12 protein-coding genes and 1 pseudogene are annotated in these 16,033 nt (G+C 70.2%); 12 read left to right on the forward strand and 1 reads right to left on the reverse strand.

Going from position 1 to position 16,033, the window contains the following annotated elements:
• Window position 1 precedes the first annotated feature (1 nt).
• The 9 genes from nuoH to ABD205_RS06380 all read left to right on the forward strand — a co-directional run bounded on the left by nuoH (window position 2) and on the right by ABD205_RS06380 (window position 11,594).
• Window positions 2-1,303, forward strand: a complete 1,302-nt coding sequence (nuoH, locus tag ABD205_RS06340; RefSeq protein WP_344043537.1) for an NADH-quinone oxidoreductase subunit NuoH — start codon at window positions 2-4, stop codon at window positions 1,301-1,303.
• Entirely contained in the window at window positions 1,303-1,890 is a 588-nt protein-coding gene (gene nuoI / locus ABD205_RS06345; protein WP_344043539.1) for an NADH-quinone oxidoreductase subunit NuoI, read from the forward strand. Before nuoH ends, nuoI begins: the two co-directional genes overlap by 1 nt.
• Window positions 1,891-1,919: 29 nt before the next feature.
• Entirely contained in the window at window positions 1,920-2,693 is a 774-nt protein-coding gene (locus ABD205_RS06350; RefSeq protein ID WP_425572790.1) for an NADH-quinone oxidoreductase subunit J, read from the forward strand.
• Window positions 2,690-2,992, forward strand: a complete 303-nt coding sequence (gene nuoK / locus ABD205_RS06355) for an NADH-quinone oxidoreductase subunit NuoK (protein WP_344043543.1) — start codon at window positions 2,690-2,692, stop codon at window positions 2,990-2,992. The genes ABD205_RS06350 and nuoK overlap by 4 nt, the downstream gene beginning before the upstream one ends.
• Window positions 2,993-3,000: 8 nt before the next feature.
• A complete protein-coding gene (gene nuoL, locus ABD205_RS06360) occupies window positions 3,001-4,929 on the forward strand; it encodes an NADH-quinone oxidoreductase subunit L (protein ID WP_344043545.1) in 1,929 nt (642 codons plus the stop codon).
• Window positions 4,930-4,993: 64 nt separating this feature from the next.
• Window positions 4,994-6,520: an NADH-quinone oxidoreductase subunit M gene (locus ABD205_RS06365; protein WP_344043547.1), complete on the forward strand. Its 1,527-nt coding sequence runs from the start codon at window positions 4,994-4,996 to the stop codon at window positions 6,518-6,520.
• 2 nt (window positions 6,521-6,522) lie between these two features.
• Entirely contained in the window at window positions 6,523-8,112 is a 1,590-nt protein-coding gene (gene nuoN, locus ABD205_RS06370; protein ID WP_344043549.1) for an NADH-quinone oxidoreductase subunit NuoN, read from the forward strand.
• Window positions 8,109-9,122 carry a polyprenyl synthetase family protein gene (locus ABD205_RS06375; protein ID WP_344043551.1) on the forward strand — a complete coding sequence of 338 codons (1,014 nt, stop codon included), beginning with the start codon at window positions 8,109-8,111 and terminating at the stop codon, window positions 9,120-9,122. The genes nuoN and ABD205_RS06375 overlap by 4 nt, the downstream gene beginning before the upstream one ends.
• Before the next feature lie 279 nt (window positions 9,123-9,401).
• Entirely contained in the window at window positions 9,402-11,594 is a 2,193-nt protein-coding gene (locus ABD205_RS06380) for an immunoglobulin domain-containing protein (RefSeq protein ID WP_344043553.1), read from the forward strand.
• Between the two features lie 162 nt (window positions 11,595-11,756).
• On the opposite strand, the gene ABD205_RS06385 is transcribed toward ABD205_RS06380, so the two are convergent.
• On the reverse strand, window positions 11,757-12,512 hold the full coding sequence (locus ABD205_RS06385; RefSeq protein WP_344043555.1) for an IclR family transcriptional regulator: 756 nt from the start codon (window positions 12,510-12,512) through the stop codon (window positions 11,757-11,759).
• Between the two features lie 88 nt (window positions 12,513-12,600).
• On the opposite strand from ABD205_RS06385, the gene hutH reads away from it, so the two are divergent.
• The 3 genes and pseudogenes from hutH to ABD205_RS06400 form a co-directional block, all read left to right on the forward strand.
• Window positions 12,601-14,142, forward strand: coding sequence for a histidine ammonia-lyase (gene hutH, locus ABD205_RS06390; RefSeq protein ID WP_344043557.1), 1,542 nt, complete (start codon window positions 12,601-12,603; stop codon window positions 14,140-14,142).
• Window positions 14,143-14,165: 23 nt separating this feature from the next.
• Window positions 14,166-15,857, forward strand: a complete 1,692-nt coding sequence (hutU, locus tag ABD205_RS06395; protein WP_344043560.1) for a urocanate hydratase — start codon at window positions 14,166-14,168, stop codon at window positions 15,855-15,857.
• Window positions 15,854-16,033: pseudogene (locus ABD205_RS06400) on the forward strand (hypothetical protein); the annotation flags it as partial. The gene hutU and the pseudogene ABD205_RS06400, both read left to right, overlap by 4 nt.

The raw sequence follows: 16,033 nt of genomic DNA on the forward strand, positions 1-16,033 counted from the left end.
GATGCTGAGCGAATTCGGCCACGACCCCTGGTGGGTCATCGGCCTCAAGGCGATCCTGGTCTTCGTCGTCCTGGTCCTGCTGACGCTCTTCAACATCTGGTGGGAGCGCCGGGTCGTCGCCCGGATGCAGCACCGCATCGGCCCCAACGTCAACGGCCCCTTCGGCCTGCTGCAGTCGCTGGCCGACGGCGTGAAGCTCGCGCTGAAGGAGGACATCATCCCCAAGGCGGCCGACAAGGCCGTCTACATCCTGGCGCCGATCATCGTGGTCGTCCCGGCGTTCGTGACGTTCTCCGTCATCCCGTTCGGCCCGGTGGTGAACTTCTTCGGCCACGAGACACCGCTGCAGCTGACCGACATGCCCGTCGCGGTGCTCTTCGTCATGGCGATCGCGAGCATCGGCATCTACGGCATCGTCCTCGGCGGCTGGGCCTCCGGGTCGACGTACTCCCTGCTCGGCGGGCTGCGCTCCAGCGCCCAGATGATCTCCTACGAGGTCGCGATGGGCCTCTCGCTCGTCGCGGTCTTCCTGTACGCCGGAAGCCTGTCGACCAGCGAGATCGTCGCCGCCCAGCAGGACTGGTGGTACGGCCTCGTCCTCGCGCCGAGCTTCGTCATCTACTGCATCTCGATGGTCGGCGAGACGAACCGTGCTCCCTTCGACCTCCCCGAGGCCGAGGGCGAGCTCGTCGGTGGCTTCCACACCGAGTACTCGAGCCTCAAGTTCGCGCTGTTCTTCCTCGCCGAGTACATCAACATGGCGACCGTCTCCGCGCTCGCGACGACGCTCTTCCTCGGCGGCTGGCACGCGCCGTTCTGGATCGACCACATCTGGCCGGGCGCCAACGAGGGCTACTGGCCGCTGCTGTGGTTCTTCGGCAAGATGTTCTTCTTCATCTTCATCTTCATCTGGCTGCGTGGCTCGCTGCCGCGGCTGCGCTACGACCAGTTCATGGCGCTCGGGTGGAAGGTGCTCATCCCGATCAGCCTCGTCTGGCTGCTCGCCGTCGCGACCGTCAAGGCGATCCAGCTCAACGGCGGCCTCGACCGGCCCGTGCTGCTGGTCGCTCTCGGCGTGCTGCTCGTCGCCCTGCTCGGCCTCCTGCTCTGGCCGTCGCGCAAGACGACCGAGGCTCCCGACGATCGGGCCCCGGCCGCCGGGGAGCGCGTCCAGGCCCCGAGTGGTGCCCGTCGTACGTTCCCGACCCCGCCCATGCCCGCCGGTGGTGCCACCCGCGGCGCCGCCCAGCCGCTCGTGTTCTCCCAGGGCCGCAGCGCCAACGTCGTCCGAGAGGAGGCCTGATGACTCTCAAGGAGAGCCTGTGGGACCCGGTCGCCGGGTTCGGCGTGACCTTCCGGACGATGTTCAGGAAGGTCGTCACCGAGCAGTATCCCTTCGAGAAGCTGCCGACGGCCCCGCGCTTCCACGGCCGGCACCAGCTCAACCGCTGGCCCGACGGCCTCGAGAAGTGCGTCGGCTGCGAGCTGTGCGCCTGGGCCTGCCCGGCCGACGCGATCTACGTCGAGGGTGCGTCCAACTCCGAGGACGAGCGGTTCAGCCCGGGGGAGCGGTACGGCCGCGTCTACCAGATCAACTACCTGCGCTGCATCCTGTGCGGGCTGTGCATCGAGGCCTGCCCGACCCGTGCGCTCACGATGACGAACGAGTACGAGCTGGCCGACGACAACCGCGCCGACCTCATCTACGAGAAGCAGGACCTCCTCGCCCCGCTCCTGCCGGGCATGGAGCAGCCGCCGCACCCGATGCGGCTCTCCGACGACGAGGGCGACTACTACCGGGGCACCTACGCCAACCCGGCCCTCGCGGCCGCGTCCCTGGAGCGGCAGCGTGCCCGCGGGACCGACGACGGGGCGGAGGCGGGCGAGTGAGCGCCGCCTTCTGGACCCTCGCGCCGGTCATGGTGATCGCCGCGCTGGGGTTGCTGTTCGTCCGCAAGGCGGTGCACGCCGCGCTGCTGCTCGCGGTCGTGATGATGAGCCTCGCGGTGCAGTACGCCGCCCTGGATGCGACCTTCCTGTTCGCGGTGCAGATCGTGGTCTACACGGGCGCGATCCTGATGCTGTTCCTGTTCGTCGTCATGCTGGTCGGCGTCGACGCCTCGGACTCGGTCGTCGAGACGATCCGCGGGCAGCGACTCCTCGCGATCGGCGGGGGACTGCTGCTCGGTTTGACGCTGGTGTTCGGCATCGCCCAGGTCAGCCTCGGCCCGATGGCCGGGCTCGACGTGGCCAACGCCAACGGCAACATCCAGGCGCTCGCGAACCTGATCTTCTCGCGCTACGTGTTCGCCTTCGAGGTGACGAGCGCGCTGCTCATCACCGCGGCGATCGGCGCGATGGTGCTCGCCCACCGCGAGCGGCTCGACCCCAAGGCGACCCAGGCGAGCCTGGCCGCGCAGCGCGTGCGCGACTTCAGCGACCACGGCCTCCATCCCGGGCCGCTGCCCCCGCCCGGCACGTTCGCGCGGCACAACGCCGTCGACACCCCCGCCCTGCTCCCCGACGGGTCGACGGCCGACGGGTCGGTCAACCGGGTGCTGGCCGCCCGCGGCCTCGCGCGGGCGATCCCGCGTGAGCCGGGTCTGATGCCCGATCACGACACGCCCTCGAGCGCCAGCGAGCGAATCGAGACCCGTGTCGAGACCCCCGCGACCGAGGAGGACGGCGAATGACCGACGTGACGCCGTACATCGTCCTCAGCTCGATCCTGTTCACCATCGGCGGCGTCGGCGTGCTCACCCGGCGCAACGCGATCGTGGTGTTCATGTGCGTCGAGCTCATGCTCAACGCCGCCAACCTCGCGCTCGTCGCGTTCGCCTACCAGCACGGCAACCTCGACGGGCAGATCGCGGCGTTCTTCGTGATGGTGGTCGCCGCCGCGGAGGTCGTCGTCGGGCTCGCCATCATCATGACCATCTTCCGGACCCGTCGCTCGGCCTCGGTCGACGACGCCAGCCTGCTGAAGTTCTGAGGCCGTAGATGCCACTCTCTGACGTGCAGAACATCCCGATCGTCGATCCTGCCGACGCCCACGGAGTCTTCTCGCTGCTCTGGCTGATCATCGCGCTGCCGGCGCTCGGCGCTGCGGTGCTCCTGATCGGCGGGCGCTGGACCGACCGCTGGGGGCCGCTCGTGGCGACGATCCTGCCGATCGGCAGCTTCGTGCTCAGCCTGGTCATGTTCATCGTGACGCTGGGCCGCGACTCGGGCGACCGGCAGGTGATGCAGCACCTCTACACGTGGATGCAGACCGGCCACCTCAACGTCGGCATGGACTTGCTGTACGACCCGCTGAGCAGCCTGTTCCTGCTGCTCATCACCGGCGTCGGCAGCCTCATCCACGTCTACTCGCTGGGCTACATGGAGCACGACGCGCGCAAGCGGCGGTTCTTCGGCTACCTCAACCTGTTCGTCGCGGCGATGCTCACCCTGGTGCTCGCGGAGAACTACATCGCGCTGTTCCTCGGCTGGGAGGGCGTCGGCCTGGCGTCGTACCTGCTGATCGGCTTCTGGCAGCACAAGCCGTCGGCGGCCGCGGCCGCGAAGAAGGCCTTCGTGATGAACCGCGTCGGCGACATGGGCATGAGCCTGGCGATCATGCTCGTCTTCGTGACCTTCGGGTCGACCAGCTTCTCGGTGATCAGCCAGGCGACCGGAGACGCGAGCCAGACGCGGATGAACATCCTCGGCCTGCTGCTCCTGCTCGGCGCGTGCGGCAAGTCGGCCCAGGTCCCGCTCCAGGCGTGGCTGCTCGACGCGATGGAGGGCCCGACGCCGGTCTCCGCGCTGATCCACGCGGCGACCATGGTCACCGCAGGCGTCTACCTGGTCGTCAGGTCCAACTTCGTCTTCGAGCACGCGCCGGCCGCGCAGACCGTGGTGGTCGTCGTCGCGGTCGTGACGCTCCTGTGGGGAGCGATCATCGGTACCGCCAAGGACGACATCAAGAAGGTGCTGGCCGGCTCCACGATGAGCCAGATCGGCTACATGATGCTGGGCGCCGGACTCGGCGTCGCGGGCTACGCCTTCGCGATCTTCCACCTGCTCACGCACGGCTTCTTCAAGGCCAACATGTTCCTCGGCGCCGGATCGGTCATGCACGGGATGGACGACGACGTCGACATGCGGCACTACGGCGTCCTGTCCAAGGCCATGCCGGTCACGTTCCTGACGTTCGCGATGGGCTACCTCGCCATCATCGGCTTCCCCGGCTTCTCCGGCTTCTGGAGCAAGGACAAGATCATCGAGACCGCGCTCCACCAGAACTGGGTGGTCGGCGTCTTCGCCGTGCTGGGCGCCGGCATCACCGGCTTCTACATGACCCGGCTGATGCTGATGACCTTCTTCACCGACAAGAGGTGGCTGAAGGGGATCCACCCGCACGAGTCGCCTCGCGTGATGACGATCCCGCTGATCGTGCTGGCGGCGCTGTCCGTGCTCGGCGGGGTGATGCTGATCAACGACTGGATCGTCGACTACCTCGACCCTGTCGTCGGCACCCCCGTCCACGAGTCCGGGGGCATCCCGGGCTGGGCGGTCTCCGTCATCACGGTCGCCGTGACCGCGGTCGGCGTCGGGGTCGCGTGGTTCCTCGTCGGACGCCGGCCGGTCCCGGTCGTCGCGCCCGTCCAGGTCTCGTGGCCGGTCACGGTCGCGCGCCACGACCTCTACGGGGACGCGATCAACGACACCCTCGTGGTCAACCCGAGCCGGCACGTCACCAGCACGCTCGTCGACACCGACCGGTACGTCGTCGACGGTCTGCTCACCGGCGGCCCGGTGGCGGTCGGCGCGGTCGCGGGCCTGCTCCGGCGCGCCCAGAACGGCTACGTCCGCACCTATGCCCTCTCCGTGCTCGGCGGCGCCCTCGTCGTCGTCCTGGCCCTGCTGGCGGTGAACCTCGCATGATCAGCCCCATCAATTCTTCGCCCCTCCGCTTCGCTCCCCCGCGAACGATTGATCGGGGACCCCGATGACTCTCACCATCCTGTGCGCCCTGCCGCTCGTCGGCGCGCTCGTCACCGCTCTGACACCGGTCGGCGGCGGTCGGCCGAAGCAGATCGCTCTCGCCTTCGCGCTGCTCACCCTGGTCGAGGGGATCATCGTCGCGATCCGGTTCAACACCGGCGACAGCGGCTTCCAGCTCACCGAGGACGTGACCTGGATCAAGGCGTTCGGCGCCCACTACGCGCTGGGTGTCGACGGCCTCGGCCTCCTCATGGTGCTGCTCACGGTCGCGCTCGTGCCGATCGTGCTCGTCGCCGCGTGGCGCGACACCAACCGGTCGTCGTTCTTCGCGTGGGCACTGGCCCTGGAGGGCTTCGCGCTGGTCGTGTTCACGGCCACCGACGTGCTGCTCTTCTACGTCGTCTTCGAGGCCACGCTCATCCCGGCGTACTTCCTCATCGGCGCGCACGGCAGCATCCGGGGCGGCTCGGCGGGCCGCTCCTGGGCGGCGCTGAAGTTCCTCATGTACCAGCTCGGCGGCGGCCTCGTGCTGCTCGCCGGCGTGATCGCGCTGTACGTCGAGTCGGCGAAGTCGAGCAGCGGGCCGTCGTACCTGATCACGGACCTGCAGAAGCTCGACCTCTCCACCGACGTGGAGCGCTGGATCTTCGTGGCGTTCTTCGTGGCGTTCATGGTGAAGGCGCCGCTCTTCCCGCTGCACACGTGGCTGGCCGACACGACCGAGATGGCGAGCCCGGGGACGAGCGTCCTGCTGGTCTGCATCCTCGACAAGATCGGCACCTTCGGGATGCTGCGCTTCTGCCTCGGCCTCTTCCCCGACGCCTCGCAGTGGGCGACGCCGGTGGTCATCACGCTCGCGCTGATCTCGATCGTGTACGGCGCGTTCCTAGCCATCGGTCAGGACGACCTGCTCCGCCTGGTCGGCCTGACGTCGCTGTCCCACTTCGGGTTCATCACCCTCGGCATCTTCGCCTTCACCACGCAGGGCGGGTCCGGCGCGATCCTCTACATGGTCAACCACGGTGTGGCGACCGCCGGGCTGTTCCTGGCCGTCGGCTTCCTGCTGCGCCGCCACGGCACGGTGCTGATCAGCGAGCTGCGCGGGCAGGAGCGGGCGACGCCCGTGCTGGCCGGGATCTTCCTCGTGGCCGGCCTCGCGACGCTCGGCCTGCCGGGTCTCTCGCAGTTCGTCTCCGAGATCCTCGTGCTGATCAGCGCGTTCGACTACCACTGGTGGGTCGGGGCGGTTGCGGTCACCGGCATCGTGCTGGCCGCCGTCTACGTCCTGTGGGCCTACCAGCGCGTCTTCACCGGGCCCGGTGGTGACGCGTCGATCGCCCCCGGTGAGATCCCGGCCGTTCGCGACCTCGACCGGCGTGAGATCGGCGTGCTGGCGCCGCTGGTCGTCGGGCTGCTGCTGTTCGGCTTCGTGCCGGGCCCGCTGCTCGACCTGGCCAACCCGACGATCAGCAGCCTGATGAAGCACGCCGGGGTCTCGGACAACGCTCCCGTCGTGGCAGGAGGGAAGTGACCGTGGAGTTCACCAAGCCCCACATCGAGTACGCCCAGCTCTGGCCGGTGCTCGTCGTCTTCGGCGTCGCGTGCATCGGGGTCCTCGTCGAGGCGTTCCTGCCGCGCGAGCGGCGCTACGTCACCCAGGTGGGCCTCGCGGTCCTCGGCCTGGTCGTCGCGCTCGGCGGGACGATCGGGGTCGGCGTACACCTCGACGCCCTGAAGGGCGGCGCCCGCGGCCTCATCGGCGCCGAGGGTGCGCTCGCGGTCGACGGCCCCAGCGTCTACCTGTGGGGGCTCGTGCTGATCTGCGCGATCGGCGGCGTGCTGCTCTTCGCCGAGCGACGCGTCGAGGGCGGGGTCACCGTCTTCGCCGGTCAGGCGGCCGCCCTGCCGGGCACCACCGCCGAGCGTGAAGCGTCCACCCGCGGACTGGAGCACACCGAGGTCTACCCGCTGGTGCTCTTCGCCGTCGGCGGCATGATGCTCTTCCCCGCCGCCAACGACCTGATCATGCTGTTCGTCGCGCTCGAGGTCCTCTCGCTGCCGCTCTACCTGCTCTGTGGCCTGGCCCGGCGGCGCCGGCTGCTCTCGCAGGAGGCCGCTCTCAAGTACTTCCTGCTCGGCGCCTTCTCCTCGGCCTTCTTCCTCTACGGGCTCGCGCTCGTCTACGGATACGCCGGCACGATGGAGTTCGCCGGCATCGCCGCGGCCGTCCAGGGCGGCGCGTCGAACCACTCCCTGCTCCTCATCGGCGTCGGCATGATGAGCGTGGGGCTGTTCTTCAAGGTCGGCGCGGTGCCGTTCCACGCCTGGACGCCGGACGTCTACCAGGGCGCCCCGACGGCCGTGACCGCGTTCATGTCGGCGGCGACGAAGATCGCCGCCTTCGGCGCGTTCCTGCGGCTCTTCTACGTCGCGTTCGGCGCGGACCGCTGGAGCTGGCTGCCGATGATGTGGGCCGTCGCCATCCTCACGATGGTCGTCGGCGCAGTCCTGGCCGTCGTCCAGACCGACGTGAAGCGGATGCTCGCCTACTCCTCGATCGCGCACACCGGCTTCCTGCTGACCGGCATGCTCGGCGTCCAGTCCGCGGGCGACCTGGGCAAGGGCGAGATCAGCAGCCTCGAGGCCGTGCTCTTCTACCTGACGACGTACGGTCTCGCGATCGTCGGCGCCTTCGCCGTCGTCAGCCTCGTCCGCGACTCGGGCGGCGAGACCGGGCGGTTCGGGGCCTGGGCCGGGCTCGGCCGCCGTGCGCCGCTGACCGCCGGTGTGTTCGCCTTCTTCCTGCTCTCGATGGCCGGCATCCCGCTGACCGCGGGCTTCATCGGGAAGTGGGCGGTCTTCTCCGTCGCGCTCTCGGCGGGCGCGTGGCCGGTGGTCGTGGTCGCCATCGCGTCCAGCATCGTCGCGGTGTTCTTCTACGTCCGGTTCATCCTGCTGATGTTCTTCACCGATGCCGAGCCGCAGGGCGCAGCCGCCGTCACGGCGGCCTCTCCGCTCACCACCGGCGTCATCGCGGTGACCGCCGTGGCGACCCTCGTGCTGGGCGTCGTGCCGGGTCCGGTTCTCGATCTCGTGCAGCATGCGGGATCATTCATCAGGTGAGCACCTCCGACTCTGCTCCTGGCCTGGCACTCCCGGTCTCGGACCCCGACCTCGAGCAGCGGCTGAAGAGCCGTCTGACGCTCGTGGAGAAGGCGCTGGCCGGCCACGTGCAGTCCCGCGCGCCGTTCGTCACCGAGGCGGCCGGGCACCTGCTCGAGGCTGGCGGCAAGCGGTTCCGGCCGCTGCTGGTGCTGCTCGCCGCCGAGTGCGGTGACCGCGCGGACAGCGACGACGTGCTGACCGCCGCGTGCGTGGTCGAGCTGACGCACCTCGCCTCGCTCTACCACGACGACGTGATGGACGAGGCGCTCGTGCGCCGCAGCGCCGACTCCGCGAACGCGCGCTGGGACAACCACATCGCGATCCTCACGGGGGACTTCCTGTTCGCGCGGTCCTCCGAGCTCACCGCCGAGCTCGGGCCGGAGGCCGTCCACATCCAGGCGCAGACCTTCGCCAGGCTCGTCGAGGGCCAGATCATGGAGACCCAGGCGCCGCTGTCCGGCGAGGACCCGGTCTCCCACCACCTCGACGTGATCGCGGGCAAGACCGGCATCCTGATCGCGACGTCGGCGCGCTACGGCGCGCTGTTCGGCGGCGCGCCGAAGGAGGTCGAGGAGGCCCTGACGGCGTACGGCGACATCGTCGGCGCGGCCTTCCAGATCTCCGACGACATCCTCGACATCGCATCGGACGGCGACGTGTCCGGCAAGACACCCGGCACCGACCTGCGTGAGGGCGTGCCGACGCTGCCCGTGCTGATGGCCCGGCGTGCCGCGAGGCCGGCCGACGCGCGGCTCATCGAGCTGCTCGACTCCGACCTCGCCGCCTCGGACGAGGACCTGGCCGAGGCGCTGGCCCTGCTGCGCGCGCACCCGGCGATGGACGAGGCCCGCGCATACGTCCTGGAGGAGGCTCGCCGCGCCAAGGCCTGCCTCGCCCCCGTGCCCGCCGGGCCGGTGCGCGACGCCCTGGAGGCCTTCGCCGACGTCGTGGCGACGCGCACCACCTGATCGCCGAGTCGGCGCATCTTCGCAGCGTGGGGAGGTCGAGTTGGCGCATCCTCGCAGCTCGCTGGCGCTCGCCGTGCGAGGATCCGCCGACTCGGCCTCCCTCGCGTGCGATGTTGCGCCGACTCGGCGGGTCAGGGGCAGATCCCGGCGAACTGCATTGATGAGCATTGCTATTTCGCCCCGGCTCGGGCCGCCGCACCCTTACGCTGCCGTCGCACGCCCTCGAGTCGTTCTGAAAGACGTCACGTGACCATCAGAGGCCTGGTAGCCAGCGCTGTCGTGATCATCATGGGAGCAGCATTCGCGGCACCGGCATCGGCTGCCTCCGCCCTTGAAGTGGCGCCGCGGCTGGATGGCGCTGGCACCATCGTGCAGACGCCGATCGATCCCCTGAGCGGCGAGCCGCAAGCGCTCTCATGCGCCTCGGACGGCAGCTGTCTCCTGGTGGACCGGACGGGTCACTACGTCGCCTTCGTCGACGGCGTGTGGGGAGCGCCGCGGCAGTTCGACGAAGCGTCTTCGGCTGTCGTCAGCAGCCATGAGGGACGGTCCTACGTCACTGGAGTCTCGTGCGCCTCGCGTGACTTCTGCCTGGCTGCCGACCAAAGCGGAGCGTCGTTCGTGTACGACGGCACGACGTGGTTTCCGAACGGAGGCGGTCCGTCCTGGGGCAACGTCAGGCCCCTCATGTCGTGCTGGGCAGTCGGCCAGTGCCTCGTGATCGCCGCCAGCCGCGAGTGGATCGACGACGGAGGCACCTGGAGTGACCCGGGTGACGTACCTGACGACATCTGGCCCATCTTGACCTCGCTGACGTGCGTCTCAGCCGACTTCTGCCTCGCCTCCGACTCCTATGGTGGGACGGAGACGTTCGACGGCGCACACTGGTCGGCCCGCACGGCTGTGAGCCCGTCGAACGCCGGCGGGACCGTCTCGGACTGCAGCTCGAAGGCCTACTGCGTGCTTCTGAGCTCAGCCGGGTACGCGGTCTTCGACGGATCGGCTTGGTCACCGCTGTCGCAACTCCCCGCGGGTGTGCATGACGTTGCCGGGCTCTCGTGCCCGTCCGCCGGTCGGTGTGTTGCGATCGCGGGCGACGGGAAGGCCATTGCTTTGCAGAACGGCACCTGGGGCGCGCCGACCGATCCCGGCATGCACTGGTTGAGGACCGTCGACTGTTCGTCGCCGACCTTGTGCATTGCCGTCGACGCGCGCGGCCGCGCGTCCGTGTTCGACGGTAACGCGTGGTCGACCCCCGAGCTGGTCGATCCGAGCAAGGGCGAGCTGACCGCAGTCGACTGCCCGACGGCGTCTGCCTGCACTGCCGTCGACAGTAGCGGCAACCTCGTTCGCTTCGACGGCGCCGGCTGGACCGCGCCGACGATGACAGACCCGAGTGCTGGGTTCTTCGACGTGTCTTGTCCGACGGCCGACTTCTGCATGGTGGTCGGGAGATACGGCGACGACACGAACGTCAACGGTCCGGGAGTCGCTACCGTGGTGAGCGGTTCCGCTTGGACTCAGTCCGTCGTTCCGCACGAGCTCATCCACGTGTCGTGCGTGTCAACGACGTTCTGCCTTGCCAGCACTTTCGCTAGCGGGTTCTGGAGATGGGACGGGCACGGCTGGTCGGCCGTGGCGACTCCACCGGCGCAGGACGGCAACCCCGCAGGGTGGGCCGTGTCATGCGCGTCGCCGACGTTCTGCATGGCCGGAGGAGCCGTCTTCGACGGAACGAATTGGCACAAGACAAACACTCGCGACGTGGCACCGTGGGACTACCTCCAGGTGTCGTGCATCAGCCCGACATCGTGCCAGGGAACAGCGTGGGCCGGTGCGGGCGCGGGGTTGAACGACCGGGTCGCGATCGCCCACTTCGACGGCGCACGATGGTCTGCACCGACGCCGGTCGCGGAGGATGTGGGCTGGGTCCCCGGGCCAGCTGCGGTGATGGACTGTCCTAGGACCGATATGTGCGCGATCACGACGGACGGCGGCTGGTACATCGCTCATTCAGCGAAGGCCGTCGCAGATATCAGCGACATCAGGACCGATGGCGAGTTCATCGACGACTCGGTGGACGCGAGCTGCCCGACCGTGACCCGGTGCTTCCTGCTGAGTCGCACTGCCGTCACGCAGTGGGACGGTCCTGTGCCGCCCACGCCGGTCACATCACGTCCGACACCGGCGGCCAGCCGACCGATCGTCACATCCCAGCCCGTCGGCATGAGGACGCGACGAGCGCGCGTCGTGCGTTTCCACGCCACAGCGAGTGGGCGCCCTGCGCCGACCATCCAATGGCAGGTCAGTGCCAACGGCGGTCGCATCTGGCGGAACGTCGCGGGCGCACGCTCCACCACCTTGCGGGTCAGGGCCGGACGGCCGACAACGACGACGTTCTACCGAGCTGTGTTCAGGAACTCGGTCGGAACCGCGTACAGCCGCGCCGCCAAGCTCGTCGTCCGTCGCTGACGCGTCAGGCCGCATGGATTGACGTGTCGGCCCTATTCGCCGCGCGAGGTTGCGCCGACTCGACCCCCCTGGTGTGCGAAGTTGCGCCGACTCGGCCTCTCTCGCGTGCGAAGTTGCGCCGACTCGGCCTCCCGCGCGTGCGAAGTTGCGCCGACTCGGCGGTCAGCGGCGGGACCGGGCGCCCAGGCGGGCTGAGACGACGGCGGCGGTCCGGCGTACTTCCGCGACGATCGCCGGCAGGTCGACCGCGCCCGTGAAGGTCACTGCCAGACCGGCCGCGGGGTGGCCGTTGTGGTCGACGACCGGGGCAGCGACGGACGCGAAGCCCGGGCTCACCTCGCCGTCCTCGACGGCGTAGCCGCGCCGCCGCGTCTCCGACAGCACGCCACGCAGCGCGGTCAGCGACGAGGGCCCCTGGCCGTGCCGGTCGACGAACGCGGTCCGGTCGGGATAGAGCGCCCGCACCTGGTTGGGCGGCAGCGCCGCCAGGATCGCGCGGCCGCTGGCGGTCAGGTGCGCCGGCAGCCGTACGCCGACATCGGTGACAAGCGGCGGCCGGCCGGGGGCGCGCTCCTCGACGACGTACAGCACGTCGCGACCGTGGATGACCGCGAGGTGGCTGGTCTGCCCGGTCCGGTCGACGAGCTCGGCGAGCGGCCGGCGCGCGATCCGCTGCAGCGGCTCCTGCCGGGCGTAGCCGCTGCCGATCTCGTGTGCCGCGACACCGAGGCCGTACGTGCGCTCGTCGTCGAAGTGGGCCACGAACCCCTCGGCCACCATTGCCCCGACGAGGTGGTACGCCGAGCTGCGAGGGAGCTCGAGCGCCCGCGCGATCCGGTCCAGCGGCACCGGGCCGGGCTGGGCGGCCAGGAACCGCAGCACGCGCAGCGCACGTGTGGCCGCGGGCACCTGGGACATGGAGTCAGGATAGGCATTGTCTCGTATTCGAGACAGCCGATGTCCGCCGGCTCTGGGCGATCGGCGGATCTGGGTCTCAAATGGACCTATGCAGGTCATCACCGTCGGCACCGGTCCCGTCTCACCAGAGGACGTCGTCGCCGTCGCGCGGCACGGCGCCCCCGTCCGCCTCTCCGAGGAGGCCGAGGCGGGGATCCAGGAGAGCCGCAAGCTCATCGAGGCGCTGGCTGACGACGTCGAGCCGCACTACGGCGTCTCGACCGGCTTCGGCGCGCTCGCCACCCGCCACATCGCCCCCGAGCTGCGGGCCCAGCTTCAGAGCAGCCTGGTGCGGTCGCACGCCGCCGGCAGCGGCCCCGAGGTCGAGCGCGAGGTCGTCCGGGCCCTCATGCTGCTGCGCCTCTCCACGCTGGCGACCGGCCGCACCGGGGTCCGCCTCGAGACGGCACGTGCGTACGCCGCGATGATCTCGGCCGGCATCACGCCGGTGGTGCGGGAGTACGGCTCCCTCGGCTGCTCCGGCGACCTCGCCCCGCTCGCGCACTGCGCGCTGGCGCTGATGGGTGAGGGCGAGGTCCGTGACGCGGACGGCACCGTGATGCCCGCGGCGCAGGCGCTCGAGGCGGCCGGCCTGACCAAGGTCGAGCTCCGCGAGAAGGAGGGCCTCGCGCTCATCAACGGCACCGACGGCATGCTGGGCATGCTCGTCCTGGCCGCCGCCGACCTGCGCCTGCTGCTCACCACCGCCGACATCTCCGCCGCGATGAGCGTCGAGGCCCTGCTCGGCTCCGACGCGGTCTTCGCCGCCGACCTGCAGGCCCTGCGCCCGCACCCGGGCCAGGCCAGCAGTGCCGCGAACCTCAAGGCCGTGCTGGTCGACTCGCTCATCATGGAGAGCCACCGCGACGGCTCGTGCACGCGTGTGCAGGACGCCTACTCGATGCGCTGCGCCCCGCAGGTGCACGGCGCCGTCCGCGACACCCTCGCCCACGCCGAGACGGTCGCCGGGCGCGAGCTCATGAGCGCCGTCGACAACCCCGTCGTCACGCGTGACGGCCGGGTGGAGTCCAACGGCAACTTCCACGGCGCGCCGGTCGGCTACGTGCTCGACTTCCTCGCCATCGCGGTCGCGGACCTGGCCAGCATCAGCGAGCGGCGTACGGACCGCTTCCTCGACTCCAGCCGCAGCCACGGCCTGCCGCCGTTCCTCGCCGACGACCCGGGCGTGGACAGCGGGCACATGATCGCGCAGTACACCCAGGCGGCGATCGTGTCCGAGCTCAAGCGGCTGGCCGCGCCGGCGAGCGTCGACTCGATCCCGAGCAGCGCGATGCAGGAGGACCACGTCTCGATGGGCTGGTCGGCCGCCCGCAAGCTGCGTCGCGCCATCGACGGCCTGACCCGCGTGCTCGCGATCGAGGTGCTGACCGCCGCCCGTGCGATCGACCTGCGCGCACCGCTGCAGCCGGCCCCGGCGACCGGCGCCGTCGTACGCGCCCTGCGTGAGGCGGGTGTCGCCGGCCCTGGCACCGACCGCTATCTGGCCCCCGAGATCGAGCTCGCGGTCGAGCTCGTCGCGAGCGGTGGCGTCATCGCCGCCGCCGAGTCCGTCACCGGCCCGCTGAGCTGACCCGAAGACCGAGGAGAAGAGACATGGAAGGCGCTCGCCCCGTCCGCGCAGCCCGCGGCACCACCCTCACCGCCCGCTCGTGGCAGACCGAGGCCCCGCTGCGGATGCTGATGAACAACCTCGACCCGGACGTGGCCGAGCGGCCCGACGACCTGGTCGTGTACGGCGGCACCGGCCGCGCCGCGCGCAGCTGGCCGGCCTTCGACGCGATGGTCAGGACCCTCACCGACCTGCGCGAGGACGAGACGATGCTCGTCCAGTCCGGCAAGCCCGTCGGTGTCATGCGCACCCACGAGTGGGCGCCGCGCGTGCTGATCGCCAACTCCAACCTGGTCGGTGACTGGGCGAACTGGCCGGAGTTCCGGCGGCTCGAGCAGGCGGGCCTGACGATGTACGGCCAGATGACCGCCGGGTCGTGGATCTACATCGGCACGCAGGGGATCCTGCAGGGGACGTACGAGACCTTCGCGGCCGTCGCCGCCAAGCGGTTCGACGGGACGCTGGCCGGGACGCTCACCGTCACCGGCGGCTGCGGCGGCATGGGCGGCGCCCAGCCGCTCGCCGTCACCCTCAACGGTGGTGTCTGCCTCGTGGTCGACGTCGACCCCGGGCGCCTCGCCCGGCGGGTGGACACGCGCTACCTCGACGAGGTCGCCACCGACATGGACGACGCGATCGAGCGCTGCCTGGCGGCCAAGGCCGAGCGTCGCGCGCTCTCGGTGGGCCTGGTCGGCAACTGTGCGACGGTCCTCCCCGAGCTGCTCCGGCGCGGTGTCGCGATCGACGTCGTCACCGACCAGACGTCCGCGCACGACCCGCTCTCCTACCTGCCGGAGGGGGTCGCGCTCGAGGACTGGGCCGACCTCGCGGCTGCCAAGCCTGAGGAGTTCACCGACCGCGCCCGCGCGTCGATGGCCAAGCACGTCGAGGCGATGGTCGGCTTCATGGACGCCGGCGCCGAGGTCTTCGACTACGGCAACTCGATCCGCGACGAGGCGAGGCTGGGCGGCTTCACGCGAGCCTTCGACTTCCCGGGCTTCGTGCCGGCGTACATCCGTCCCCTGTTCACGGAGGGGAAGGGCCCGTTCCGCTGGGCCGCGCTCTCCGGTGACCCCGCCGACATCCGGCGCACCGACAAGGCCGTGCTCGACCTGTTCCCGGACAACGACCACCTGCACCGCTGGATCCGCGCCGCGCAGGACCGCGTCGCCTTCCAGGGGCTGCCGGCGCGGATCTGCTGGCTGGGCTACGGCGAGCGCGACAAGGCCGGCCTCGCCTTCAACGAGCTGGTGGCGTCCGGCGAGGTCAGCGCGCCGATCGTCATCGGCCGCGACCACCTCGACTGCGGGTCGGTCGCCTCGCCGTACCGCGAGACCGAGTCCATGGCCGACGGCTCCGACGCGATCGCCGACTGGCCGCTGCTCAACGCGCTGGTCAACACCGCGTCCGGCGCGTCGTGGGTGTCGATCCACCACGGCGGCGGCGTCGGGATCGGCCGGTCGATCCACTCCGGTCAGGTGACGGTCGCCGACGGGACGCCGCTGGCCGCGCAGAAGATCGAGCGCGTGCTGACGAACGACCCGGGCATGGGCGTCATCCGGCACATCGACTCCGGCGACGCCCCCGGGTTCTCCAACGAGGTCGGCCCGCTCGCCGAGCACGCCGCGGGTGGGGTGAGCGTGCCCATGAGCGAACGACCCAGCGCCGGCCGATGAGGCTCCACCTCGAGCGGGCCCTGCTGCCGGGCGGGGTCGCCGACGACGTGGTCGTCGAGATCGAGGACGGGCGGTTCACGGCCGTCGTACCCAGGGAACTCCGGAACTCCCGGGGTGTCATGACACCCGAGAAGTTCCGGAGTACCCGGTTAACCGGGTACTCCGACCGTGGCCGT

The sequence above is a fragment of the Nocardioides panacihumi genome, assembly GCF_039530925.1.
Classification (GTDB): Bacteria; Actinomycetota; Actinomycetes; order Propionibacteriales; family Nocardioidaceae; genus Nocardioides; species Nocardioides panacihumi.

Coding starts and splice junctions, on each gene's coding strand:
- ABD205_RS06385 (WP_344043555.1), bottom strand. CDS start 12,512: ATGTCCCAGGTGCCCGCGGCCACACGTGCGCTGCGCGTGCTGCGGTTC.
- nuoI (WP_344043539.1), top strand. CDS start 1,303: ATGACTCTCAAGGAGAGCCTGTGGGACCCGGTCGCCGGGTTCGGCGTG.
- hutU (WP_344043560.1), top strand. CDS start 14,166: ATGGAAGGCGCTCGCCCCGTCCGCGCAGCCCGCGGCACCACCCTCACC.
- ABD205_RS06350 (WP_425572790.1), top strand. CDS start 1,920: ATGGTGATCGCCGCGCTGGGGTTGCTGTTCGTCCGCAAGGCGGTGCAC.
- ABD205_RS06365 (WP_344043547.1), top strand. CDS start 4,994: ATGACTCTCACCATCCTGTGCGCCCTGCCGCTCGTCGGCGCGCTCGTC.
- nuoH (WP_344043537.1), top strand. CDS start 2: ATGCTGAGCGAATTCGGCCACGACCCCTGGTGGGTCATCGGCCTCAAG.
- nuoL (WP_344043545.1), top strand. CDS start 3,001: ATGCCACTCTCTGACGTGCAGAACATCCCGATCGTCGATCCTGCCGAC.
- hutH (WP_344043557.1), top strand. CDS start 12,601: ATGCAGGTCATCACCGTCGGCACCGGTCCCGTCTCACCAGAGGACGTC.
- nuoK (WP_344043543.1), top strand. CDS start 2,690: ATGACCGACGTGACGCCGTACATCGTCCTCAGCTCGATCCTGTTCACC.